Source organism: Coleofasciculus chthonoplastes PCC 7420, assembly GCF_000155555.1.
In the GTDB taxonomy this organism is placed as follows: Bacteria; Cyanobacteriota; Cyanobacteriia; order Cyanobacteriales; family Coleofasciculaceae; genus Coleofasciculus; species Coleofasciculus chthonoplastes_A.
In genome coordinates this window covers 89,470-113,756 of sequence record NZ_DS989844.1, presented here as the reverse complement: position 1 = coordinate 113,756, position 24,287 = coordinate 89,470, and the positions used below count along the sequence as shown (strand labels likewise).

Annotated in this window: 16 protein-coding genes and 1 pseudogene; 11 read left to right on the top strand and 6 right to left on the bottom strand. The window is 46.4% G+C overall.

Going from position 1 to position 24,287, the window contains the following annotated elements:
• The first annotated feature begins 157 nt into the window (after positions 1-157).
• Both MC7420_RS34935 and MC7420_RS06165 read left to right on the top strand, forming a co-directional pair.
• A complete protein-coding gene (locus MC7420_RS34935) occupies positions 158-3,172 on the top strand; it encodes a PAS domain S-box protein (protein WP_006099495.1) in 3,015 nt (1,004 codons plus the stop codon).
• Between the two features lie 339 nt (positions 3,173-3,511).
• Complete coding sequence (locus tag MC7420_RS06165) at positions 3,512-4,684, top strand: hypothetical protein (RefSeq protein ID WP_006099570.1); 1,173 nt, start codon at positions 3,512-3,514, stop codon at positions 4,682-4,684.
• Positions 4,685-4,899: 215 nt separating this feature from the next.
• On the opposite strand, the gene MC7420_RS06160 is transcribed toward MC7420_RS06165, so the two are convergent.
• A complete protein-coding gene (locus tag MC7420_RS06160) occupies positions 4,900-5,550 on the bottom strand; it encodes a hypothetical protein (protein ID WP_044205445.1) in 651 nt (216 codons plus the stop codon).
• Positions 5,551-5,645: 95 nt separating this feature from the next.
• Between MC7420_RS06160 and MC7420_RS43245 the strand changes: the two genes are divergently transcribed.
• The 4 genes from MC7420_RS43245 (at position 5,646) to MC7420_RS06150 (ending at position 8,833) form a co-directional block, all read left to right on the top strand.
• Positions 5,646-5,768 carry a hypothetical protein gene (locus tag MC7420_RS43245; RefSeq protein WP_006099244.1) on the top strand — a complete coding sequence of 41 codons (123 nt, stop codon included), beginning with the start codon at positions 5,646-5,648 and terminating at the stop codon, positions 5,766-5,768.
• A 71-nt stretch (positions 5,769-5,839) separates the two neighbouring features.
• Positions 5,840-6,316, top strand: a complete 477-nt coding sequence (locus tag MC7420_RS06155) for a thiol-disulfide oxidoreductase DCC family protein (RefSeq protein WP_006099364.1) — start codon at positions 5,840-5,842, stop codon at positions 6,314-6,316.
• A 306-nt stretch (positions 6,317-6,622) separates the two neighbouring features.
• Complete coding sequence (locus MC7420_RS39240; RefSeq protein WP_157453061.1) at positions 6,623-6,763, top strand: hypothetical protein; 141 nt, start codon at positions 6,623-6,625, stop codon at positions 6,761-6,763.
• Positions 6,764-7,024: 261 nt separating this feature from the next.
• Positions 7,025-8,833, top strand: coding sequence for a glycosyltransferase family 39 protein (locus MC7420_RS06150; RefSeq protein WP_006099490.1), 1,809 nt, complete (start codon positions 7,025-7,027; stop codon positions 8,831-8,833).
• A gap of 487 nt (positions 8,834-9,320) precedes the next feature.
• Here the strand turns inward: MC7420_RS06150 and MC7420_RS06145 are convergent, their stop codons facing one another.
• Positions 9,321-10,340 carry an isochorismatase gene (locus tag MC7420_RS06145; protein ID WP_044205439.1) on the bottom strand — a complete coding sequence of 340 codons (1,020 nt, stop codon included), beginning with the start codon at positions 10,338-10,340 and terminating at the stop codon, positions 9,321-9,323.
• Positions 10,341-10,494: 154 nt separating this feature from the next.
• Here MC7420_RS06145 and MC7420_RS06140 point away from each other — a divergent pair, with 154 nt between their 5' ends.
• A complete protein-coding gene (locus tag MC7420_RS06140; protein WP_006099231.1) occupies positions 10,495-11,442 on the top strand; it encodes an NAD(P)-dependent alcohol dehydrogenase in 948 nt (315 codons plus the stop codon).
• A 201-nt stretch (positions 11,443-11,643) separates the two neighbouring features.
• On the opposite strand, the gene MC7420_RS06135 is transcribed toward MC7420_RS06140, so the two are convergent.
• Positions 11,644-13,188 carry a mercuric reductase gene (locus MC7420_RS06135; RefSeq protein WP_006099431.1) on the bottom strand — a complete coding sequence of 515 codons (1,545 nt, stop codon included), beginning with the start codon at positions 13,186-13,188 and terminating at the stop codon, positions 11,644-11,646.
• Between the two features lie 236 nt (positions 13,189-13,424).
• Positions 13,425-14,210, bottom strand: a complete 786-nt coding sequence (locus MC7420_RS06130; protein WP_044205436.1) for a TVP38/TMEM64 family protein — start codon at positions 14,208-14,210, stop codon at positions 13,425-13,427.
• A gap of 218 nt (positions 14,211-14,428) precedes the next feature.
• Here MC7420_RS06130 and MC7420_RS06125 point away from each other — a divergent pair, with 218 nt between their 5' ends.
• The 4 genes and pseudogenes from MC7420_RS06125 (at position 14,429) to MC7420_RS06110 (ending at position 18,185) form a co-directional block, all read left to right on the top strand.
• Positions 14,429-15,010 (top strand): TetR/AcrR family transcriptional regulator, encoded by a 582-nt coding sequence (locus tag MC7420_RS06125; RefSeq protein ID WP_006099558.1) that lies wholly within the window; start codon positions 14,429-14,431, stop codon positions 15,008-15,010.
• Positions 15,011-15,077: 67 nt separating this feature from the next.
• Complete coding sequence (locus MC7420_RS06120) at positions 15,078-15,734, top strand: peroxiredoxin-like family protein (RefSeq protein WP_006099486.1); 657 nt, start codon at positions 15,078-15,080, stop codon at positions 15,732-15,734.
• 330 nt (positions 15,735-16,064) lie between these two features.
• Positions 16,065-16,502, top strand: a pseudogene (locus MC7420_RS06115) (oxidoreductase); the annotation flags it as partial.
• Between the two features lie 357 nt (positions 16,503-16,859).
• Positions 16,860-18,185, top strand: a complete 1,326-nt coding sequence (locus tag MC7420_RS06110) for a hypothetical protein (RefSeq protein WP_006099535.1) — start codon at positions 16,860-16,862, stop codon at positions 18,183-18,185.
• Positions 18,186-18,336: 151 nt separating this feature from the next.
• Here MC7420_RS06110 and MC7420_RS06105 read toward each other — a convergent pair whose 3' ends face one another.
• Positions 18,337-20,109, bottom strand: a complete 1,773-nt coding sequence (locus MC7420_RS06105; RefSeq protein WP_006099485.1) for an ABC transporter substrate-binding protein — start codon at positions 20,107-20,109, stop codon at positions 18,337-18,339.
• Positions 20,110-20,227: 118 nt separating this feature from the next.
• Positions 20,228-24,241, bottom strand: coding sequence for a DNA-directed RNA polymerase subunit beta' (locus MC7420_RS06100; RefSeq protein WP_006099214.1), 4,014 nt, complete (start codon positions 24,239-24,241; stop codon positions 20,228-20,230).
• Positions 24,242-24,287: the final 46 nt, after the last annotated feature.

Here is a 24,287-nt window from a genome sequence, read left to right as displayed (position 1 = left end):
ATTAGTTACATGAATGTGCATAATGGCAAACGGTAACATCTATTAACATTATTTATGTCAAAGGCGAAAAAATTTAATAAAATTTTAAGCATTCAACCGTTCACTCCCGCAAAACCCTCGCAATAGTTGAGCCACGCCTCTGAGTGTGGAGAAAATCATGGCTATTTTACCCAATTCCCTTGAATCTACCCCCAACTCCACCAAAGACCAACAGACACCGGAATCGCAACAACACAGCGAAGCCCAATTTCAGGCGTTAGTTGCCAATATTCCGGGCGCTGTCTATCGTTGTACCTGGGACTCGGTTGGAACGATGACGTTTCTGAGTTCAGCGATTCAGGATATTTCTGGCTATGAGGCGTCAGAGTTTATTAGCGATCGCATCCGTTCCTTTGACAGTATTATCCACCCTCACGATCGCCGTCGTGTGAAAGAAAGCGTGGGACAAAGTATTGACAACCAGCACTCCTACGTGCTGGAGTACCGGATTGTCCGCGCAGATGGCAAAATCGCTTGGGTCTATGATAAAGGTCAAGGGACGCGGGATGAGAATGGTGTCGTCCAATGGCTGGATGGCGTGATCCTAGATATTAGCGATCGCAAACAAACAGAACTTCAACTGCGAGAGACGCAAGCCTTCCTCAACTCCGTGATCGAGAATCTCCCGGTGGGTGTCTTTATTAAAGATGCCAAAGAATTACAGGTGATGTACTGGAACAAAACCAGCGAAGAACTCTTGGGTTACTCAAAAGCCCAAGTTCTGGGTAAGAGTGACTATGATTTTTTACCCTACCAACAAGCCCGACTCTTACGGGCGAAGGATCGACAAATTCTCATGGGGGGTACATTAGTCGATATTCCTGAAGCCCCCTTGAACACGCCCCATCGCGGTGAACGCATCGTTAATGCCAAAAAAGTCCCCTTGCTGGATGAAACGGGTACACCCCAGTATCTACTAGGGATTTTTGAAGATATCACAGAACGCAAGCAAGCCGAAGCCGCCCTGCGAGAATCGGAACGTCATTATCGCTGTATCGTGGAAACCGCATCCGAAGGGGTTTGGGTGTTTGATGAGAATAACCAAATCACCTTCGCCAATAGTCGCATGACGCAAATGCTAGGGTATACGATCACACAAATGCAGGGGCGATCGCTGTTTGATTTTATTGACAGCGAATCCCAAGCGCTGATCCAAACCTACTTAGATCGTCGCCGTCAAGGAATCCAGGAACGCTACGATTTCAAGTTTCGCCGCCAAGATGGATCAAATCTATGGGCGATTATTTCGGCGACGCCACTATTTAATGATCAAGGGGGGTTTGTCGGCGTACTCAGAATGATCACCGACATTAGCGATCGCAAACAAGCCGAGGAAGCCTTACAGGAGAGAGAACAATTTTTAAGCAGCATCCTCAATGGTGTGGAAAACTCGATTAGTGTCGTCGATGTTCATCAACACCAGAGTGAACCTGATCCATCCTGGGAATTCCGTTATGTGGATGTGAATCCCGCTTACGAACAGTTAATCGGTATCCCCGCCGAACAGTTACGGAATCAATCCCTCGGTGCGATCTTACCGCCGGATCGGGCAATCACGATAACTGAACATTACACAACCTGTGTCCAGACGGGAACATCCCTATCCTATGAAGAATGTTTTAGTGTACAGGGACAAGAACGGTGGTGGATTACCACATTAACCCCCCTGCGCGATCAACACGGACAGATCTATCGGGTGGTGAGTACCAGTACCAACATTACTCAGCGCAAGCAAGCGGAACAAAAAACGGCGCGATTGACGGCGATTTTGGAAAGTACCACCGATTTTGTCAGTATGTGTGAACCGGATGGGACGCTCCTCTATATTAATAAGGCGGGGCGGCAATTAGTGGGACTTGAGCCAGATCAGCAGATCAGCCATCTGCGGATGTGGGATTTCCATCCTGAGTCAGTGAACCAACGGTTGTTCGCCGAAGCCTTACCCACCGTGATCCAAGACAAAGTATGGCAGGGTGAAACCTCACTCGTGCACCAACAGGGTTGGGAAATTCCTGTATCTCAGGTGGTGATGGCGCATCCCGGCGCAACCGGAGAGGTGGAGGTGTTTTCCACAATTATCCGGGATATTAGCGATCGCAAACAAGCCGAGGAAGCCTTGCAGAAATCGGAACAGGAGTTGAGAGTCAAAAACCAGGATCTCCAGCACACCTTAGATCAACTCAAAAAGACGCAAACCCAACTGATTCAACAGGAAAAAATGGTTAGCTTGGGTCAGATGGTGGCGGGTATTGCCCACGAAATCAATAACCCGATTGGTTTCATTGCCGGGAATATTACCTATACTCGTCAATATGGGATGGAATTGTTGCAGTTGTTGCAACTCTATGCTAAGCATTATCCCGAACCCGTTGCCGAAATTCAAGCCGAGATTGAGGCTGTTGATTTAGACTTTGTGAGGGCAGATTTTCCCAAACTCTTGAACTCCATGGAAGAGGGTGCCAATCGCATCCGTCAAATTGTCTTATCCCTGCGGAATTTCTCCCGTTTAGATGAGGCGGAAATTAAGCCGGTGGATATCCATGACGGGATGGAAAGCACCTTACTCGTTTTACAGCATCGACTCAAATCAACACTGAATCGTCCAGAAATTCAGGTTGACAAACATTATGGCAACTTGCCATTGGTAGAATGCTACGCCAGTCAGCTTAATCAGGTGTTTTTGAATATCCTGGGGAATGCCATTGATGCCTTAGACACCCACCCGGAACCCCGCAGGATTACGATATCTACGGCAGTGAGTTCTCAATTACCCGTTGTCCCATTGGAGGAGTCACCAGACAAGGAACCCCAGAACTCGCAACCGATTGAACGGGTAATTATTCGGATCAAGGATAATGGTCCAGGTATCCCCGAAGCGATTCAAAAACAAATCTTTGATCCGTTCTTTACTACCAAATCCATTGGCACAGGGACAGGTTTAGGGTTATCGATTTCTCAATCAATTGTGGTGGATAAACATGGGGGTCAATTAACCTGTATTTCCCAACCGGGTCAAGGGACAGAGTTTGTAATTGAGTTACCGATAAAGCAACAATTGCTCTCGTCTCCGCTTACGTTTTCATTTGGGGAATCTTTCCCCTTATCACCCAAGTTTGTGCAGTCGTCAGCATGAGTTAGCAGAGACGTTCCGCCGGAACGTCTCTACAAGTCTACTACCTAAGAGATAAAGGAAGTGTCACTTCATCGGATTTGGTATAATATATACCCTAGCCACTACCCATCATGGCAATACCATCCGCGCTAATCGTCACGTTAAGTCAGGCAGTTTTTTCATCCGTCACAGATTTAACCGGAATTAAAAAAAACACACAGAAATATTTAAATAGGCTTTACATAACTTTTTTGCGCTGAAGTTATGATGTGGATATAAAAAAACAATCTGAAATGCGGCGAAGTTGAAATTAGGACAGCTTACCCACAACCATTGCTCTGATAACCCGACTCCTGAATTATGCTGAAAACTACCCAACTGGTCAAAAAAAGTTCAGTCGAACGCCTCGTCAAGCTATGGGCGCAGCGTTACATGCCAGACTTGTCAACTCTATCCTCAATAGAAGGGGGGTTGACTCCCACTGATTTAATCGCAGCATCTTCTAGAGAAGGGCGAATTCAAACCGTTGCCGAAATACGGCGCTTAGTCCAGATCCACTGTGAACGCGCTGGGATGAAAACCAATGCTCTTTTCTCTTATGTCCCTAATGTTGTGAATTTAGCTGAAGCTCGGCGATTGGCTCAGTTTGGAGCAAAGGCTTATTCCAAGGCAATGGATGTTTACTTGCAGCAATCGCCATCTACCTCATCCCTAGCTGCAATGCGATTGACACTGACTCAAAATAACTCCAAAAAAGTAATTGATTTATCAAGCAAAGTCTTTGCAAATTGGGCGAAACAAGCCTTAGAATTACCTGCCATTGAACAGCTCTACACAGAACTTGAACCCTCATTATTGGAACTTCAACAGCAACATCTAGTCTCAAAAGACCCGCGCACAATTGGCTTTATCAATACCCAGTTTCACTTCAGTGCCGCATTAATCCTCAACAAACTCACCCTTGCCGAGCAAGTGTTAGTCAGCCCCTATCTGAAGTTTATCGAAGAGCAAGCTTGTATTCCCTGGAGACGGGTGTGTTCAGCGGCTGCCCAGCATGAGCCAAGTTCACCTATCTTAGCCATTGTCGAACAGATGCTACCGCTCAGTCACGAAATTGCCAACAAAGTTTACAATCAATGCATCGAATTATTCCCTCATCATCAAAGCCGTCGAGGTGGACTAATTGACTCAGGTGTAACAGCCTCGACAACCAGAGATCTAAATATGTTCCAAAGCTATTTATGGTTATGTGTGCTAGAGGAAAGTATGGCAGCCGTGGAACAAGAACTCGTGCCTTTATGTGTTATGGTTTTTCCTAGCGTAGATGTAGATTGGGATCTGGTAGCGGATATGACCAAATTACTCATAGATGAAGTCCTCGACCGTATTCCAGCAAACTCAAAGTATCTAGTACAACCCTATGCTTACACCATGAATGAAATCTTCTCCAATCTTGAGCAGAAAGCTGATGAACTTAGTCAAGGATTGTATAAATTCGTTGACGATTCAATGCGACTGACGATGAGACAGTAGGCTAAATCTGACAATGGGAATTGATCATTGGAAACGGATAAAAGCCATAGGCAAACCAGCGCAGCTTATCGGGTACGCCTTTAGTTTTAGCGCCAAAACAGGAAGCTGAGCAATATCGACTTGAGCCGTCGTAAAGAGGGGTAATGGATTCACCCCTTTTTATAGCACTATGGGGATAGGTTAGGACATCAGTTGATCCCAATACGGTCAATACTTCAGGGTGAATAGTGTAACCTACAGATAGTTTTGATAACTTGTAACAACTGGATTGACTGTTCTGGGCGAATTAGGCTAAGTTCTGGAAAAAGTTGATAGGTAGGTGGGTTTCCTGGCTGGATATAGATAAACTGATAATCAAGTCCATTCGTCGTCAGTCCCCAAATTCCCGCTTGAGACTCTAGGCGTTGATAGGCGTAAGTCAGCAGTTGTGGTAACCCTTCTAAAGCGTTAACTGTACTATTTTTGGTTTCAATCAACAAAATGACAAACCTTGTGTCACTGCTTCTTTGGTGTACCCGATTGACTGCCAGAATATCCATTCTCCCTTTGATAATCGTGTCTTCATCTTCAATATCAATCTCAGCAATGTTTTCTTCTAGCGTGATGTTTATATCTGTGTGATAGAAGCCAGCAAACCAGAGTAATTGAGCGATGGGGAATAATCTGACTTGTCCTTCAGTCACTTTTCCCGCATCGTAGTAACTACGGAAAACCTGCCGAATCTTTAAGACTTCATCATGTTCAAGTTGGGTTAGAGGTTCCAGGGAGAGATAGGAAAGAATTGAATCATTTAACTGTTCTTCAAATTTCCAAATCCGATAAACATCGTTCATTGTCAAACGGCTAGCATCTAGACTCGTTGTCATTGATTGACTCCTTATATTTCTATGCCCTCGTTAGGCAAACGTCACACAGTTGACAACTGGTACTATGCCAACCTCTCTGGCACAAAATCCATGTTATGACTATCTTGACAAATTTGACGAATAATGTATCAAGCCGAGCAGAACAGCGCGATCGCAGGTTATCCGCTTCAGGTGATGATCACCAGATGACTCTGGATTCAATCATAGAGATAAGTTGACAGGGCAAACCCTATTTATTAAGATTTATTAATATAGCTATAAAACCGTTGACAAACGAAGAAAAATATTGATGTCTAGCGCTGAAACCCTAACCCGATCCAATCCACAAGCCCCATCCTGGCAAATCAAGCTACTCTATGATGGTGAGTGTCCCTTGTGTCTACGAGAAGTTAACTTTCTCCAAGAACGGGATGCGGGTCGAAGATTAGTGGAATTTGTCGATATTGCCGATGAATCCTATAATCCTGAAGACAATAGCGGGATTGATTATGAAACGGCAATGGGACGCATTCATGCAATATTACCAGATGGTAAAATTATCAAAGATATTGAAGTATTTCGCACTGTCTACGAGATTCTAGGAATGGGTTGGATATATGCCCCAACGCGCCTACCCATCCTCAATAGTTTAGCCAATCAAATTTATACTATCTGGGCAAACTTACGCCTCAAACTGACAGGACGTCCCAGTCTAGCCACCTTAGTTGCCCAACGTCAACAGGGTTTAGATTGTCAAGATGAGCAAAAATGTCGCCTAGAGCATTAATCTAGATTTAGAGACGTGTCATGGCACATTTGTTATTTGGTAGGGGAATGAAACAGCTAAAATGGAGGAACAGATTTTACCATTGAAGTGGGCGCACGCTATGCGCCCCTACGGTTTCCGGGCGTAATTCTAATTTATCAAATAAGGGTAAGGATTCAGGTCTGCGTTTAGCTCATTCATCAGCCTGGGTCATTCATTACATGATGCAATATTTCAACGAATATATCCCTAATCAAATTTGGAATTTTGAGCAGGTATAGCAACCGCCATAGCGGTTAGGACACATCATTTATGTAGAGACGCGCCATGGCGCGTCTCTACAATGGTGCCGAAAGTCCTAATCGATGTGTCTACTGCTATAATTTTGGCTCATGGAGATTTGATCGAATGTGCAGCAAGGGAACGGTTACAAAAGGCTTGGCAGGGAATCTTGTTGCATTGATTTAGAAACATGTAGAGGTGGTTTAGGAACTCTGTAGGGGCGGGTTTAGGAACTAAAGTTAGCTTATTTACCGATCACGCAACAACAAAACCCGCCCTGGCTCACCGATAACGCTTTGATCTACTGTACTTTATTACAGCGCAAAGAGCTGTAAACCTATCCTAATGAGCGTGGCGTTGACTTAAAGGTTTGTTGTAGGTGATGCTAGCTTTGATGGCGAAGACAGCGCAACTACAAACATTACTCCTCTGTTCCCGTTGAATATTTTGCAATCCCGGAAAAACTTTAATCTACTCCTGCTACTGGTATGGATTGTCATTGGTGCGGCGTTGCGCTTCACCAATATTACCCTGAAGTCCCCTTGGACGGATGAGTTTGCGACGCTGGTGTTTAGCTTGGGTAATAGTTTTCAGACTGTACCCCTTGACCAAGCTATTTCCCTAGAAACATTGTTGCATCCTCTACAACCAAACCCAGAAGCTGGCGTGGGTTTAGTCTGGCAGAAGCTGTTAACCGAGGATCACCATCCGCCACTTTATTTTATGCTGGCGCATAAGTGGATGCAGTTATTTCCCACTTCAGGAGAGTATATCTCACTTTGGGCGGCGCGATCGCTCCCCGCTTTTTTTGGGGTTCTCTCTATCCCAGCCATGTATGGATTCGGCTGGCTGGCGTTTCGTTCGCAGGTTGTGGCACAATTTGCTGCTGCGATGATGGCGGTGTCGCCGTTTGGGATTTATTTGGCACAGGAAGCACGTCATTATACGTTAGGTATTCTGTGGGTTATCGCTTCCCTGAGTTGCTTTGTTGTGGCGGTACAGCATCTCAAACGCCGCACAGCTTTACCGATTAAGGTGGTATTAGTTTGGGTTCTAGTGAATAGTTTGGGTATCGCCACCCACTATTTTTTTAGTTTGACCCTTTTTGCTGAAGGAATTGCCCTGATGGGATTGGGGTTGTGGCATTATCGTGTTGGGTGGAAACCAGGGATAAACGGTAGGGAAACGCCCGTGGAGTTGTACCCAGAAAAGAATTCAGCCCCAAAATCGTTGAATTGGTGGCGGATTTTGGCGGCGGCGATGGGAACAGGAATTGGTGGTTTGGTGTGGATACCCGTGTTACAGGGAGGGTATGAATCCCAGATGGCGGATTGGATGATGCTGAACCGGGAAAGTCTGTTGAGTTGGATTAATCCGATTTTTCAGACGTTGGCGGCTTGGATTACGATGGTGTCGCTGTTACCTGTGGAATCCTCATCATTAGGGGTTGTGCTGGTGTCTGGGGCGGTGATGATTGGGTTCTTTGTCTGGGTTATTCCCTTTGTTTATCGGGGGGGTAAAACCTTGGTGCGACAGGCACAAACGCGCTGGGATACTGGGGTTTTAGCGGGGTTTGTCTTAAGTGCGATCGCGCTATTTTTTGCTATAACGTATATTCTAGGCAAAGACTTGACCCGAGGCGCACGCTATCACTTTGTTTATTTTCCGGCTGTCATCCTATTAATCGCCGCCGCCTTAGCTGTTATCGGGAAAACGTCTCACAAATTACACAACTTTTCCCTTTGGCGAAACCGGAGTCAACTTGTCGTCGTGATGGTGGGAGTAATGGGACTATTGAGTGGGATTACAGTAGTCAATAACTTAGGCTATCAAAAATATTATCGTCCCGACCTTTTAGTGCCAATTATTGAACAAGCATCCTCTTCACCCGTTCTCATCGCGACTACCCATAATACCTTAGTGCAAACGGGGGAAATGATGGGAATTGCTTGGGAGTTAAAGAATCATGACTCATCTGCTATCACAAATCCCCAATTTCTCCTGGCTCATCAAGACAAATATCGTTGTCAAGCGTCAACCTGCCCCGCCTCAACCACTCTTGAACAAACACTAGCTCAACAACCACGCCCTCTAGATATATGGCTGGTCAATTTTAAAGCGACAGTAGCCGATTTACCTAACTGTTATCCTGAAGATTTTTCTCAGAATAAGGTATGGGTAGATGGTTATAATTATCAACTGTATCACTGCTTGGCTAATGATTATGAGGGTTCCTCGGCGTCGGATTTGCCGTAATGCCTAAGCTGTTTGGCATTTAAAATTAACCTTAAACCCGATAGAAAAAACCAGCCGATTTTTAGCGCGATCGCACGTCAAAGATGTGGTATAAATTGGTAATTTAGGGAAACGGTTGGGTTAAATGGTGGGGCAGGGTGGGTTTTGCAGAACAGTTATTGGTTTCTTTATTAATTTTGTTCCTAAACCCACCCCTACTCTGGATGTTATGCCCCAATATCAGCGTTTTATATTAATCTGAAACCCGATATAAAGACCTAGCCTATTTTTAGTGCGATCGCACGGCAAAGATGTAGGGGCGAGTTTAGGGACAATTTGTAGGGGCGGGTTTAGGGACAATTTGTAGGGGCGGGTTTAGGGACTCAATTAGATAGTCACCGATAAATGAACAACAAAACCCGCCCTCCCCACCTCAAAATCAAAAACAAAACCCGCCCTGATCCCAACCCTAATTTATTACAATTTTTTGGTATTTTTTGTCTAACATTCAATTAATAAGTTCAGTGGATTTGACCCGATGCATTCCCGCATCAGCAAACCGTTGAAACGCCGCATCAGCTTGTTCCGTAAAATCCGCACCTCCAGGAACCACAACTGGAGACGTACAATCGTCCAGTAAATAAACTTTCTCGGCTAACTTGGCATCTCTGGCTTGAATTTCACCCAGCAAATTATCCACTGTCCAAGCAACACAATGGCTCTTGGCTTGACCTGCAATAATTAATCGGTCAAACTCTAACAATTTTTCCAGAAATGGTGTGTTCTTTTGGGCAATAGGTTGGTCGTTCTGATCAAAAAGAACTTCCGCCTGGAGAACCGAGTAATTTTCAGTCAGCGGATTACTACCTTTCATTTCAAAATGGGTCTGACTTTGGCGAGCAACATTATGGAATAAACAAGCCTCTTCCACCGCAGACACCAAAGCGTGACTAATTCCCCCCAGCATGGCATGGTAGGGCCAAATAATTAATGGATATTTGCTATCACAATTGAGCGTCTTTGCATAATGCAGCGCATAATCTTGTAACCATTTCTCATCACCCTGGCGAATCCGAGGGACAACGGCTGGATTGATTTTCCACACGCCTTTTTCTACATCCTCCATGGAGATATTCGTCATCGCAGGTGGATGTTCTCCAGCATCGTTAATCCAAAATATAGGATGAAAAATTTGCATCGCGGTATGGGTATCCATCGTTGCTGCAATTTCGGTGATGACTCCTAAATTGCGGTAGATAAATTCACACAATCGCACATTATCATCAACCGCTCCCGTACCCGATTGACCACCGACAAATAATTCAAAGTCTGGAATACAAAAGGTATTCTGAACATCGATTAGCAATAAACCAATCCGGGTTTCATCTTCATGGGCGGGCTGGAGATGATGCTGTTTTGCCCAAGCTTCGGCTTGGTTGACCCGCTCTTGATAGGGAACACGCCAGACGTCTCCAACCTGATTGGAGTTGAAATGGGAGGGGATGGGGAGTTGAGTATTATTACTCATCACTAATCAATCCTGTTCACGAAAGCATCTGACAACTATACTATGGGTAATTAACTCACGTTCAGAGTCTTCCTCAAGACTGAGATATTGTTCTAGAGAGTATTGTTACATTTTAGAAGAATTGGTAATAATCTTTGTGGAGAAAGAATAGTTGATGAAATCAGTTGCAATTAATCAGTATGGTGGAACGGATGTCTTACACCTTATAGACTTGCCAACTCCATCCATCAAAACTAATGAGATATTGGTCAAAGTCCATGCTACCAGCGTTAATCCCATTGACTGGAAAATCAGACAGGGAATGCTGCAACTCTTAACGGGCTATAACTTTCCCATAATTTTGGGATTTGATATTTCTGGGGAAGTTGTCGAGGTGGGAACGGCTGTGACTCGTTTTCAACCCGGTGACCAAATCTATGCCTGTCTTGATAATCTCACGGGTGGTGCTTATACGGAGTATGCGGTTGTGTCAGAACCAGCCGCTTGTCCTAAACCAGAAAAACTCTCTCACAAAGAAGCGGCGGCTGTTCCCTTAGCCGGACTCACAGCGCTGCAAGCCTTGCGAGATGAGGGAAAAATCAAAACGGGGTACAACGTGCTGATTAACGGCGCGTCGGGTGGTGTGGGTAGCTTAGCGGTACAAATTGCCAAGGCGTTTGCAACTCAGGTGACAGGGGTTTGTAGTGGTAAAAATAGTGAGTTCGTAAAACAATTGGGTGCTGACCGAGTGATTGACTATACTCAGCAGGATTTTACTAAGGATACTGCTAAGTACGATATTATTTTCGATGTGGTTGGAAATCAATCCTTCTGGGGTTGTCAAGACTGTTTGCAACCCAACGGCGTTTATATTACGACTCAGCCCTATCCGGTTAACTTTCTGGAGACTTTTGTCACGGCGGTTCTTCCGGGGAAAAAAGCTAAAGTTGTGGTTGTCAAATCCAATGGTTTGGATTTAAAGTCTCTCAAAGAACTGATTGAAGTTCAGAAAGTTCGCCCAGTCATTGCTCAAACCTATCCCTTGTCTGCTGTTGGTAAGGCGCATCAGGAGAGTGAACAAGGTCATGTTGTGGGTAAGTTGGTGATTATGGTTGAAAATTGAAGATTTTGACTCTTCGCTGCGTTTGAGGAAACCTGGTTTGTAGGGGCGGGTAATGGAACTTTCTTTTCGCTTTGATGATAACGTTTGTGCAAAACCAGCCCCTACACGCCCATCTGTGTAATTCTTTAGAAAATGTTAATCTTTACCGTTCGTAGTCGGCACTTTAGTGCCATCAGCGCTAAAGCGCTTACTACAAGCTTGCTATGATAACTTAGTCAGTAATCCTAAAAAGCGCTTTGTATTGGGTGTCAACAGTGTGCGCCGATACGCATCAGCCGCTTTCTTAATCCCTTCGGCTTGCGTTGGATAAGGATGAATCGCACTACTCAGCTTACTCAACCCCACGTTTCCCACAATCGCCGTTGTCACTTCACTAATCATCTCCCCCGCATGACGCGCCACGATTGTCGCGCCCAGAATTTTATCCGAACCTTTCTGATGATGGATTTTCACAAATCCGTCCTCTTCCCCATCCGCGATCGCACGATCTACCGTATTAAATGGTATCTTAATTGTACTCACCTTCATTCCCTTTTCCTGAGCTTCATCTTCATACATGCCGACATGAGCAATTTCTGGGTCAGTATAGGTTACCCAAGGCATGACTAAATCACTGAGTTTAGACCGCCCTAAGCCGAAGGGAGAAAACAACGTATTTTTAATTACAATTCGTGCTGCTGCATCCGCTGCATGGGTGAATTTCCATTTCATACAAATATCACCCGCCGCATAAATATTCCGATTCGTTGTTTGTAGATAATCATTAACCTTTATCCCTTTGCGGTGGTACTCCACGCCAACAGCGTCTAAATTCAACCCTTCTATATTCGGCGCACGCCCTGCACCCACTAAAATTTCATCAACAATGATCGACTCATCCTGACCATTACAGGTATAGTGCAGTAACTTACCTTCATCCATCTTGACTGCTCGTTTCATTTTGCAATCTAAGACTAAGCGAATACCTTCTTGTTCAAACTTATGCTGCACAATTTCGGCGGCGTCAGTATCTTCTTTATTTAAAAGGTGAGAATGGCGATGGAAAAGAATTACCTCACAGCCTAAACGACGGAAGGCTTGTGCCAATTCACAGCCAATCGGTCCCCCGCCAATGACTGCCAGCCGTTTGGGGCGTTCGGTCAAGGAAAAGACAGTTTCATTGGTCAAAAATCCTGTCTCTTCTATGCCCTCAATTGATGGTCGTACAGCCCTAGCCCCCGTCGTAATTACCGCTTTTTTAAACCGCAAAATTTTATCACCAACGGCAATGGTATTAGAATCTTGAAACGACCCTTCTCCTAAGAAAATATCAATATTATAGGTTTGTTTAAAGCGTTGGGCTGAATCATGGTGACTAATTCCAGCGCGTAACTTCCGCATCCGTTCCATGACGGCGGAAAAATCAATATCAATCTGTTCCGGAGGACGAATTCCAAAATCTCCCGCCTCTTTCATTTGAGCGACAACACGGGATGAGCGAATAATACATTTAGATGGCACACATCCAACATTTAAACAATCCCCACCCATGAGATGGCGTTCAATTAAGGCAACTTTTAAACCAATATCCATCCCAGCAGCACCGGCGGCGGTGACTAATCCTGCGGTTCCTGCACCAATTACCACCAGATCATACCGATCAGCGGGTTTGGGATTAACCCAATCCGGTGGATGAACATGGGAAACCAATTGCTGGTTATAGTCATCCATGGGTGGGACAATTACTCTCTCAGATGTTGATGTCATTTGTTACTCCTTAATAGTGATTGGGGATTGGGGAAACGGTATTTTTTTTTAGTCTCTCACTTTGATCGGGGCGGGTTTAGTTACATCTGGGTGAGGTCAAGAAAGATAGTTGTGAAACCTACGCCTACACACTCAAAATTTGGTCGGGGCGGGTTTAGTTACATCTGGGTGACAAAAAAAGATAGTTGTAAAACCCGCCCCTACAGACTCAAATACCACGTCTAGAACATTCAAAACTAATCAGAAACGCTTTCATCGAGAACCACATCATCCGATACTTTTTCATCTAAGGCTTTTTTAGCAACTTTGGTAACATATACAGTAACAGCAACGGTAGCGATAAATCCAATAATCCGAATTGTCCATTGCACCGCCGGATTAGTCGGTTGTGCTTCTGTCCCCACCATCGCCAGACTACCCGCTAAAGAACCAATATAAACGTACATAATCGTTCCGGGAATCATACCCACAGAACCGAAAAAGTAGTCTTTCAACGAAACCCCGGTTAATCCATAAGCGTAGTTTAATAAATTAAAGGGAAACACAGGCGACAGTCGGGTTAATAGCACGATTTTAAATCCTTCCCCACCCACTGCATCGTCAATCGCTTTAAATTTTTCGTTTCCAGCAATTTTATTGGCTACCCAACCCCTCGCCAAATACCGCCCTACCAGGAAGGCGGCGGTTGCTCCCAAGGTGGCGCCAATAAACACATAGATAGAACCCAAAACAACGTCAAAGACAACGCCAGCGCCTAGGGTGAGGATGGAACCGGGCAGGAATGCTACGGTGGCAATAATATAAAGTACGATAAACGCGATCGCACCAACTGGACCGAGGTTTTGAATCCACTGCAAAGCGTTGCGTAACCAGTCTTGGGGATTGAATCCTGAACCCGTGGCTGATTCCTGCGCCAAGGCGGGATTGGCGGCAATTAGTAATGTTGTACTAACCGCCAGCAGCGTGAATAGGGTTAGCTTGTATAGCTTTCTCAGGTTTCGGGGATGGAATTGGCGTTTCATCCGGTTTTCTCTCCTCAGTTGACCTCTGTTCTCGATCATGCATCATCCCAGGTGCATCGTTATGATTATCCTAAACGGATAGGCTGAGAATTCCCTGAAAATAGATGAAATGAATGATGAATTAGGACTTTAAATTCCCTATTCCCTGTTCCCTAACAAAATACTTGACTATTCGTTCCAGAAACGCTAGAGTCTTCCTAGAAGCAAATACGAGAGTGATGGCTCGACACAAAGAGTTTGACCGGAAGGAAGCTTTAGAGAAAGCAATGGAAACCTTTTGGTGCTATGGTTACGAAGGAACTTCCATCCAAGTTTTGGTCAAAAACATGGGCATTAACCGAGGGAGTCTCTACGACACCTTTGGTGATAAACGCGCTTTATTTCAAGCCGCGATCGCCCATTATGATCAAACCGTAGTTAAGGATGCGATCGCCCGACTCGAAGCCCCGAATGCCTCTAAGTCAGCCATTATTGATCATTTCTATACCCTGATTGATCGAGCGGTTACAGATGTTCAACGGCGAGGCTGTTTGATCACCAATACAGCGGTTGAACTCTGTCCCCATGATCCCGATACCGCGACTCGTATCGCCACCAATCTGAAACGGATTGAACGGGCGTTTTATCAAGCGTTAGTCAGGGCAAAAGAAAAAGGAGAACTCAGCGATAAGCATGATCTAAACGCTTTAGCCAATTTCCTGACTTGTACCTTACAAGGCTTGCGGGTTACCTCTAAAGTTAACCCAGATCGGGAGGTTTTGCGGAGTATTGCTCAGGTAGCCCTCTCGGTTCTCGACTAATGCAGATCTTTTTTTTGAACAATTTTGGAACATTTGTTCCATAAAAGTAAATCACTGGATAATTTTGATGACATTGACCCAAGAAATCAACACCCTACGCCAGCAAATCCAAGCCAAGATGTCTGAGGAGACTAAAGCGGTTATGGATAAAGCCATGCAAGATTTGGTTAATTCAGGACTTACCAATCAGAGTCTCAAGGTTGGCGACAAAGCCCCCAATTTTGCCCTACCGAATGCTGTTGGCAAAACCGTTGAATTGCAAGATTTACTCAGCCGTAATCCTGTGGTTATTTCCTTCTACCGAGGGGGGTGGTGTCCCTATTGCAATTTAGAATTACGTTCCTTGCAGCAGTCTTTAGCGGAGATTAAAAAATTAGGCGCAACCTTAGTGACAATTTCTCCACAAACGCCGGATAATTCTCTATCCACCGTGGAGAAAAATGAACTAGAGTTTGAAGTATTGAGTGATGCAGGAAATCAGGTAGCTAAGGACTTTGGTTTAGTTTTTGTGCTACCGGAGGAATTGCGCCCGATTTACCAAGACTTTGGCATTGACTTGCCTGCTCATAATGGGGATAATACGTTTGAATTACCCATTCCTGCCACTTATGTTATTGCCCAAAATGGGACAATCATTCATGCTTTTGTTGACCCCGATTACACGAAACGCTTAGACCCAGCAGAAATTATCACCGCATTAAAGCAACGCTCTGTAGCGGCTTAAGTAACACTCGCATTCAACAGCCTTGGGTTTAAACTTAAGGAACCAAAAGCTCAAGTCGTCTAAAGACGACTAGATCAGAGTTTAGTCCATTAAAATGGACTTGAGTTAATTAGAGAACAGTAGGGGCGGGTTTAGGGATTAACCTGTGGAACTAACCGATAAATGTTGTACAAAACCCGCCCTAGCCCAGCGTGGGTTTAGGGATTAACCTGTGGAATTAACCGATAAATGTTGTACAACACCCGCCCTACCCCAGCTCATCATCAGATGTCGGAGCTTACTGACAAAGGTGCAAGATATCAGCCAATAACAAAGAACATAAGACAAATGATAAAGGACAATATTAACTTATTCACACCCGTTCAAGTCGGTGCATACAAACTACCCAATCGTATGGTTATGGCACCCTTAACCCGGATGCGTGCAGGTGAGGGAAACATACCCAGAGAAATCAATGCCACCTATTATGCCCAACGTACCTCTGCTGGATTAATTATTTCCGAAGCCACTCAAGTTTCCCAACAGGGATACGGATATGCGTATAGCCCAGGAATCCACTCACCCGAACAGGTAGAAGGCTGGAAGTTGGTGACTCAGGCTGTGCATGAACGAGGGAGACCAATGTTCCTACAACTGTGGCACGTTGGGCGTATTTCTCATCCCTCCATGCAGCCGAATGGGAAACTTCCCGTTGCGCCAAGTGCGATCGCGGCTGAAGGGATGGCGAGTACCCATACTGGCGAGCAACCCTTTGTCATCCCCCGTGCTTTTACCATGGCTCCCCCTGCTCCCCCTGCTCCCCCTGCTCCCCCTGCTTCCCCTGCTCCCTACCTCCACCACCAAACTTATTCAGCAAGCTAGTTAATCTAGGGCGCGATCGCATTTGGGTAACTGGGGTGCGATCGCGAAATTCATTCATTTATACCAAGTTGCGTTATCGAATGTCATTCTGAGCGAAGCGCGAAGCGAAGCTATAGTGAGGAAGGAGCGTCAGAATCTCGCCAGATGTGTCGTTACTGTTCCTCAAACCCTCTTGTATCCGAGTTCGGCTTTCTGTAAATCTCAAGCCTGAGCCAGACTTCTATACTTGAGATAGAGACTACAGAAAACTTTACAATAACAACTATGGCTCCCGATCCCAAGATAATGAATAGCGTCGAGCAGCTCGGCTATCGCGTCACCGTGGGTGACGTAGCGGCTAAGGCGGGATTGAATATCAATCTAGCCGAACGAGGATTACTAGCGCTAGCCTCCGATGCAGGTGGACATTTGCAAGTCGCCGAGTCAGGTGAAATTGCTTACCTGTTCCCCAAGAACTTTCGCACAAACCTACGAAACAAATTCCTCCGATTACGATTGCAGGAATGGTGGTCAAAAATTTGGCGTGTCTTATTTTACCTGATTCGGATTTCATTCGGACTTCTCCTCTTACTTTCAATTGTCCTAATTTTTCTCGCCATTTCGATTATCGTCATCAGTATCAGTTCCAGCAGCGATAGTGATTCGGGTGGTGGCGGTAACGGGGGTTCTAATCGAGGCGGCGGTATGTTTTTTATGCCCCGCTTCTGGATTGGACCCGATATCTTTTGGTTTTTTGACCCCAGTTACGAACGCCATCGACAACGGCGCACCTCCTGGAATTCGGCTGAGAGTAAGCAGATGAATTTTCTGGAGTCAATTTTCTCATTCCTGTTTGGCGATGGTAACCCCAATGCGGATTTAGAAGAACGGCGCTGGCAAGAAATCGGTACAGTGATTCGCAATTCCGGCGGTGCGGTTACAGCGGAACAGATTGCTCCGTATTTGGATGATATTGGTACAGGCTATCAACGGGAATATGAGGACTATATGTTACCCGTTCTCAGCCGTTTCAATGGGCGTCCAGAAGTTAGTCCCGATGGAGAAATTATCTATCACTTCCCCGATTTACAGACAACTGCACAACAGCAACATCCTCAGCCTGTTCCCTCTTACCTGCAAGAACAGCCTTGGCGCTTTAGTGCGGCTACCAGTGGACAAAAAATACTGGCAATTGGGTTAGGCGGAGTGAATATTGTCGGCGCGTTGATGCTGGGTTCTTTGTTAAGAGGAGGTGAAATTGCTGCCCAGATAGGCGGATTAGTGGCGTTTGTCGCCTCAATTTACTGGTTTTTACTGGGGTACGGGATTGGGTTTTTAGCGATTCCTTTGATTCGTTATTTCTGGATTCAACGGAAAAATAGTAAAATCGCAGCCCGTAATCAGCAACGACAGCAGGAAGCATCAGCACTGGTTCAAGGGGATGCCAATTTACAGAAAAAGCTGGCGTATGCCCAACAGTTTGCCGCGCAAAATGTAATTGGGCAAGAGGATGTGGTGTATACCAGTGAACAGGATTTACTGGATCAAGATTTGCAACGAAAAGACCAAATTGATGCCGAGTGGCAACGCCGTTTAGAGTCGGGTTCTTAGGTAGCTATAGCGGGTTTTGTTGTTCATTTATCGGTAAATAGCTGACTTTAGTCCCTCGAAGGCAATCGCGTGGTGATCCGATTTGGGTATGGAGTGCGATGTTTCTTGAACCATCCATAAAACTGGCAGTCAGATTTCCCCCTAATTCCCCTTAATCTTCAGAAATCCTCAATTCGTGGATATTCCAAAACGCGCCTCCTAAAGCCGAATACTCAATCCCCTCCACGCGATCGCGCACAGCCGTCATCGATAGCGGATTCACCAAATAAATAAAAGGTAAATGTTCTTTAATCAGGCGTTGGGCTTCACCATAAATAACTTTGCGCTTTTCTTCATCTAACTCTTGAGACCCTTTAACATAGAGATCATTAATTTCTTTCTCCCAAGGCGCCACTTCCCACCCCTGAATCTCCGGTTGACCAACCGTTGGTTTTTGATTAAAACTGTGCAATCCACCTTCCGTAGACCAGACATTGGCACTATTATTGGGTTCTAATCCGCCCCCGGAAAAACCCAGAAGATGACATTCCCAATCCAAGCTATTACTAAGTTGTTCCACCAAAGTACTAAAAGCAATCGGGTTAAAATCCACTTGCATACCAATTTTCGCCAAATCTCGTTTAATTTGCGCTCCCATGGCTTCGCGCAGTTTATTCCCCGCATTGGTAATTAAGGTAAAACGCACTCGATTCCCTTGATCGTCGAGGAGTTGTCCTTCATCGTTATACTGGAAGCCCGCGTTTAACAGTAATTCTTTGGCTTTGTCCAGATTATATTCGTAAATTGGCAGTCCCTCTTCGGGAGACAAATAATAAGGACTTTGTACCGGAAGATTGGAATATTGCGGTTCACCCAATCCTCGAAACGAGTTATCAATCATCGTTCTGCGGTCAATCGCATAAGCCACCGCCTGTCTAAATTCCAAGGTATTGAACCAACGAGATTTCATCGGTTCAATTAAGGGTTCGCCGTCCCGACTCCCTTTGTTAAGGTTGAAGGAAATAAAACTAGAACTTAGCGTGGGACCGCCAACGTAAATGTTAAAGTTACTGCGTTCCTCTTCCCGCTTAAGTAGGGAATAGAAATCCGGTGAGACACTAATCGCATCTAACCCACCAGAACGAAATTGCAAAAAGGCAGTATCGGTGGATTCAACAACTTCCCAGAAGAGACGATTAATATAAGGTTGAGGTTGACCTTGATCTCCCTTGCGCCAGTAATGGGGATTGCGGCGAAAGATTAAGCGTTGATTGGTATTGTAGCGATCCAGTTGATAGGGTCCATTGACCACAATTTTATCCGGGTCAGTATCCACACCCCAAGTGGTCATAAACTTGGGTCTTCCTTCTTGGTCTTTCTCAGTTACCGTATCCTTGAGGGCGTGGGCGGGTAAAATTGCCAGTCCTGTGGTGCGGAGAAAGGGCGCAAAGGGTTCGGGTGTGGTAAATTCAACTCGTCTTTCATCGAGTTTCCGCACGCTGGGAAAGCCGCGTGTTTCGCCAATTCTGAGAATGTCGCGAACATCGGTGGGAATGTCTTCGTTGAGATAGATATCGTTATAGGTAAAGACAATATCATCAACCGTTAAGGGTTCTCCATCCGACCACTTTAATCCCTCTCGCAGGGTAAAAACAATCCGCTGTTGGTTATCGGAGATGTCCCAAGACTCAGCCAGAGAGGGTTCAATTTCTCCGGTGACACCATTTTCAGTGACCAGTCCCTCGTAGGTATACCCAAAAATATTCGGCGACTCCTGAGAGAGGGCGTAGTTAAAGGTTTTGGGGTCACTGAGAATACTGGTGACAAGTTGAGAACCCTGGGCGGCTTGCGAGGTAAAGAGTGCAGGGTTACAGGCGGATAGTGCGATCGCGACGACACAGGTCAGTAAACTGAGAAACCAGCGACGCAGAGGAATATTTGCCAAGATAGTCACGAATCCGATTCAATAATTGTAGGGGTACGATATAAATTGTAGGGGTACGATATATCGTACCCCTACTCCATTCTCATGGTTTTACGCTTGAATGAGGACTCATAACGGACTATTCATCCTCATCCTCATCCTCTTCGAGATACTCCTCAGCCAAGTCATCTGCATCCTCATCCTCTTCCTCCTCTTCATGCATCAACGACTCAAAATCGCTGGTATCCTCTTCTTCCATACTGTAAGCGCGAGCCGTGCGATCGTCTAGCACTTCTAAGGAATCATCTTGGTCGAACTCACTACTCTCATTCAGATCACCAAAATCATACTCAGCGCCGCCATTGGCGGAATCAGCATCGACACCACTGGTTGGATCTTCATAAGCGTTATACCCGGTTCCGGCGGGAATCAGGCGACCAATAATCACGTTCTCCTTCAAACCCCGCAACCAATCGGATTTCCCTTCAATTGCAGCTTCGGTGAGGACACGAGTAGTTTCCTGGAAGCTAGCAGCGGAGATGAAGCTATCCGTATTCAGTGAGGCTTTAGTAATCCCCAATAATACTGGCGTATATTGAGCTGGTGCGCCCCCGGTAATTGCCATGGCTTCATTCACGGTCTCAATTTGCCGCAACTCCACCAATTCTCCCGGTAGCATTGTGGTATCACCCCCATCATCGACCCGAACTTTCGAGGTCATCTGACGGACAATCACTTCGATATGCTTGTCCGAGATATCAATTCCCTGGGATTGATACACCGACTGGACTTCATTGACCAGAAAGGCTTGTGCGGCTTGCAGTCCCGCTAAAGCACCTTCATAGATTCCCTTGTCTTCCACAGTGAAATTAAAGAAAATCTCCAGAATCTCGTGGGGATTTGCCGGTCCATCAGTTAACGGTTGACCTACCTTCACAAACTGAGCATCGGAAACCATCGCGTTTTGTCCCGGACTCACCGGATAATCTGTAATCACCCCTTCCGGTTCAATCACTTTGATATCAACGGTTTCATCTTCCTCATAAACCACCTGCGTCTCACCGGGACGTCGGGCTAATACACAGGCTTCTTTAGGTTTACGGGCTTCTAGGAGTTCTTCAATCCGGGGTAGCCCTTGAATAATATCCCCCGTCTTTGCCCGCTCAAACACTAGCAGCACCAGGTTGTCACCCCGTTGCACCAAGTCTCCATTATCAATTTGCAGCACCGCACCAGCGGACACCCGATAAGGACGTGCGAGTCGCAACGTTACTGAGTCTTCGTTAACTTTGACAACTTGTCCAGATTCGGAGGCTTGCACACTGGCGGCGAGGAAATCAGTCTCCACGACTAAATCTCCCACCTTCACCTGAGGTGTGCCACTAATGGGAACGGTAATCCGATCCGCATCCCGAACCACCAGTACCCGGCGAATGGCTTCCACCCCTTCGCGAATCCCTCGGACTTCACCGGATTCTTTACACTGAATTTCGGTGCGGGCGACGACGTCTTTGGGCGCAATTTTATCCCCATCGTTAACCAACAGCCGAGTTTGGGTACTTCCCCCTAAGGGATCAGCCGAGGTATCGCGCCGGATCACCAACGATTCCAGGATCACCAACTGCAACCGCATGTCCTCTGGATCATCTGACTCTTCGGTTGTGACTAATTCAATATCCGCTGAAAGCTGAGAGGCGGAATGATCGCCGTCGGACTCTTGAGTCATGTCCAAAACGAGTTGAGTTCGCAGCAACTCTAGTCCTTCAACGGACTTGATCCGCTCTCCGTCTTTATAGGGTAGCCGCTGAATCGTCCGTAACTCAATCCCGATCGCACTCTCACCATCCGACTCACCGCCCTCAGTAGAACCGTTGGCACTGTCGATGGAGGCTTGAGAGGGAACATCGGGTTCATCAGGGATGTTAAACTCTACCACAGGTCTGAGCAGTAATGCCATGCCCTCTGGCGTCTCGGCGACTTCCCCATACCGCAGTTCTGTCACGCTTAACCCCGGAACAGGTTCTGTACCCGGATGTACCAGCTGACCTTCAGAGGTAAAGCCCTCGGGAACGTCATCCACCAAATGCAAGTCTCCGGGCTTAATCACAATTTCCCGCAGAATGTCATTCTTCTGCACAACTTCGACAATCCCTCCCGATTGGCAGAAGATATCTTTCACCACTTCTGTCCCGGCTTCCACATATTGACCGTCTTCCACTAGCAGCAACGAGATATCTTTATTAACCTCGTGGCATTCTTCGGGAATCCACAGCAGGGTGCCGCCTTTGGTGATTTCGTATCCTTGCTTGGCTTTACCGCGCTTGGCGACTTCTACACCGCCATACTTAATAATCCCCCCCGTCTGGGTGCGATAGCGATCGTCAACCAACTCCGCTACCACTTGATTATTTAACACTTTTGTGCCTGGGGTTGCCTTGAGCAAGAAGCGCTGGTTATTGGCGGTGTGAATCACATACTGTTCACGACCCCCACTACTTTCCATCCGCACCGCTGCTTGGTCTAGGCGTACTGACGCGGTGATGATGTCAATTTCCCGCTTACCCGGTGTCAGCCGCACTACACCACCGTTTTGGCTGACTAACTTGGTTTCTGCTAACACGGAACCGGGTTCCACGGCATCCCCGTTTCTGACCACAGGTTCAGCACCAGGGGGCAGGTTATACACCTCTCCTGATAACACCCACAACAAGCCACCCCGCTGGGCAATGCGGGTCGTATTCCCTTGGCGATCCGTTTTTTCTTCGGGAATCAAGTCGGCAAACAAAACTTCTCCCGCCAAATCCGAGGCGACGTCTTTCGCGGCTTTTTCCGTAGACAGGCGAGATTTGCCCAACGCCACTTCTGCTAAAAGCTGTTCTGCTTTTACCTCTTGCCCATCGCTAACCAGGAGGATGGAACCGGGCGTGACCGGAACCGTCTTGGCTTTCCCCTTATTGGTGGGTTCCAGAATCAGTTCACCAGCGACTTCCACCTGTTCCCGCTCTTCCCCATGGCGAGTACGCACACCTCGGGTACGCAGACGGCTAGAAAAGCGGACAACGCCATCAAACGCCGCTGAGACTTGGCGGGCGACTTCCCCGGTGAATACTCCCCCGGTGTGGAATGTCCGCATGGTTAGCTGAGTTCCGGGTTCACCAATGGACTGAGCCGCAATAATACCAACGGCTTCTCCCAAGTCCACCATGTGTCCATGGGCTAAACTCCAGCCGTAGCAATGCTGACAAACTGAGCGCGAGGCTTCACAGGTTAGGGGAGAGCGAACCATCAACTCTTCCACCTTCGCTTTGCCGATGACGTCGGCTAAATCGTCGCAGATAGCTTGGTTACGTTTGGCGATCACCTCTTTGGTTTTCGGGTGCAGCACATCAGCGGCTAGGACTCGTCCCAAGAGACGATCTTGCAGGGGAATCAGTACGCGATCGCCATCTGTCATCGCGGTTAACTGGATGCCTCGGGTTGTGCCACAATCGACTTCCCGGACAATCACATCCTGAGACACATCCACCAGACGTCGGGTCAGATACCCTGAGTCAGCCGTTCTCAGGGCGGTATCCACCAGTCCTTTCCGTGCCCCGTAACTGGAAATAATATATTCGGTAACCGTTAACCCTTCCCGGAAATTAGTCTTGATCGGCAGGTCAATAATTTCCCCTTGCGGATCAGCCATTAAACCCCGCATCCCGACCAATTGGCGCACCTGAGACAGGTTTCCTCTTGCCCCAGAAAACGCCATCATATAGACCGAATTCAAGGGATCAGTTGCCTTGAAATTGACCACCACTTCATCTTTCAGGGCTTCCGACGTACTATTCCAGGTATCAATTACTTTCTGGAATCGTTCAACTTCGGTGATTTCCCCCCGACTGTAACGGGCTTCCGTGGCGCGAATCTGGGCTTCTGCCGCTTCTAACATCTCACGCTTTTTCGGCGGCACAAGTAGGTCATCGACACTAATCGAAACCCCCGCTTTTGTGGCATAGCGGAATCCTAAATCTTTAAGTTGGTCAGCCATCTGAGCAGTCCGGGCGCTGCCATACTTAGTAAACGCCCAGGAAATCAGTTTTTTGAGCTGACCTTTATCAACGACTCGATTGTAGAAAATCGTTTCTTTTTGTCCTTTGTCATTCGTCATTTGTCATTCGTCCTTGGTGATTCGTCCTTGGTGATTCGTCCTTGGT

Coding starts and splice junctions, on each gene's coding strand:
- MC7420_RS34935 (WP_006099495.1), top strand. CDS start 158: ATGGCTATTTTACCCAATTCCCTTGAATCTACCCCCAACTCCACCAAA.
- MC7420_RS06165 (WP_006099570.1), top strand. CDS start 3,512: ATGCTGAAAACTACCCAACTGGTCAAAAAAAGTTCAGTCGAACGCCTC.
- MC7420_RS06160 (WP_044205445.1), bottom strand. CDS start 5,550: ATGACAACGAGTCTAGATGCTAGCCGTTTGACAATGAACGATGTTTAT.
- MC7420_RS43245 (WP_006099244.1), top strand. CDS start 5,646: ATGACTATCTTGACAAATTTGACGAATAATGTATCAAGCCGAGCAGAA.
- MC7420_RS06155 (WP_006099364.1), top strand. CDS start 5,840: ATGTCTAGCGCTGAAACCCTAACCCGATCCAATCCACAAGCCCCATCC.
- MC7420_RS39240 (WP_157453061.1), top strand. CDS start 6,623: ATGGCGCGTCTCTACAATGGTGCCGAAAGTCCTAATCGATGTGTCTAC.
- MC7420_RS06145 (WP_044205439.1), bottom strand. CDS start 10,340: ATGAGTAATAATACTCAACTCCCCATCCCCTCCCATTTCAACTCCAAT.
- MC7420_RS06140 (WP_006099231.1), top strand. CDS start 10,495: ATGAAATCAGTTGCAATTAATCAGTATGGTGGAACGGATGTCTTACAC.
- MC7420_RS06135 (WP_006099431.1), bottom strand. CDS start 13,188: ATGACATCAACATCTGAGAGAGTAATTGTCCCACCCATGGATGACTAT.
- MC7420_RS06130 (WP_044205436.1), bottom strand. CDS start 14,210: ATGAAACGCCAATTCCATCCCCGAAACCTGAGAAAGCTATACAAGCTA.
- MC7420_RS06125 (WP_006099558.1), top strand. CDS start 14,429: ATGGCTCGACACAAAGAGTTTGACCGGAAGGAAGCTTTAGAGAAAGCA.
- MC7420_RS06120 (WP_006099486.1), top strand. CDS start 15,078: ATGACATTGACCCAAGAAATCAACACCCTACGCCAGCAAATCCAAGCC.
- MC7420_RS06110 (WP_006099535.1), top strand. CDS start 16,860: ATGGCTCCCGATCCCAAGATAATGAATAGCGTCGAGCAGCTCGGCTAT.
- MC7420_RS06100 (WP_006099214.1), bottom strand. CDS start 24,241: ATGACGAATGACAAAGGACAAAAAGAAACGATTTTCTACAATCGAGTC.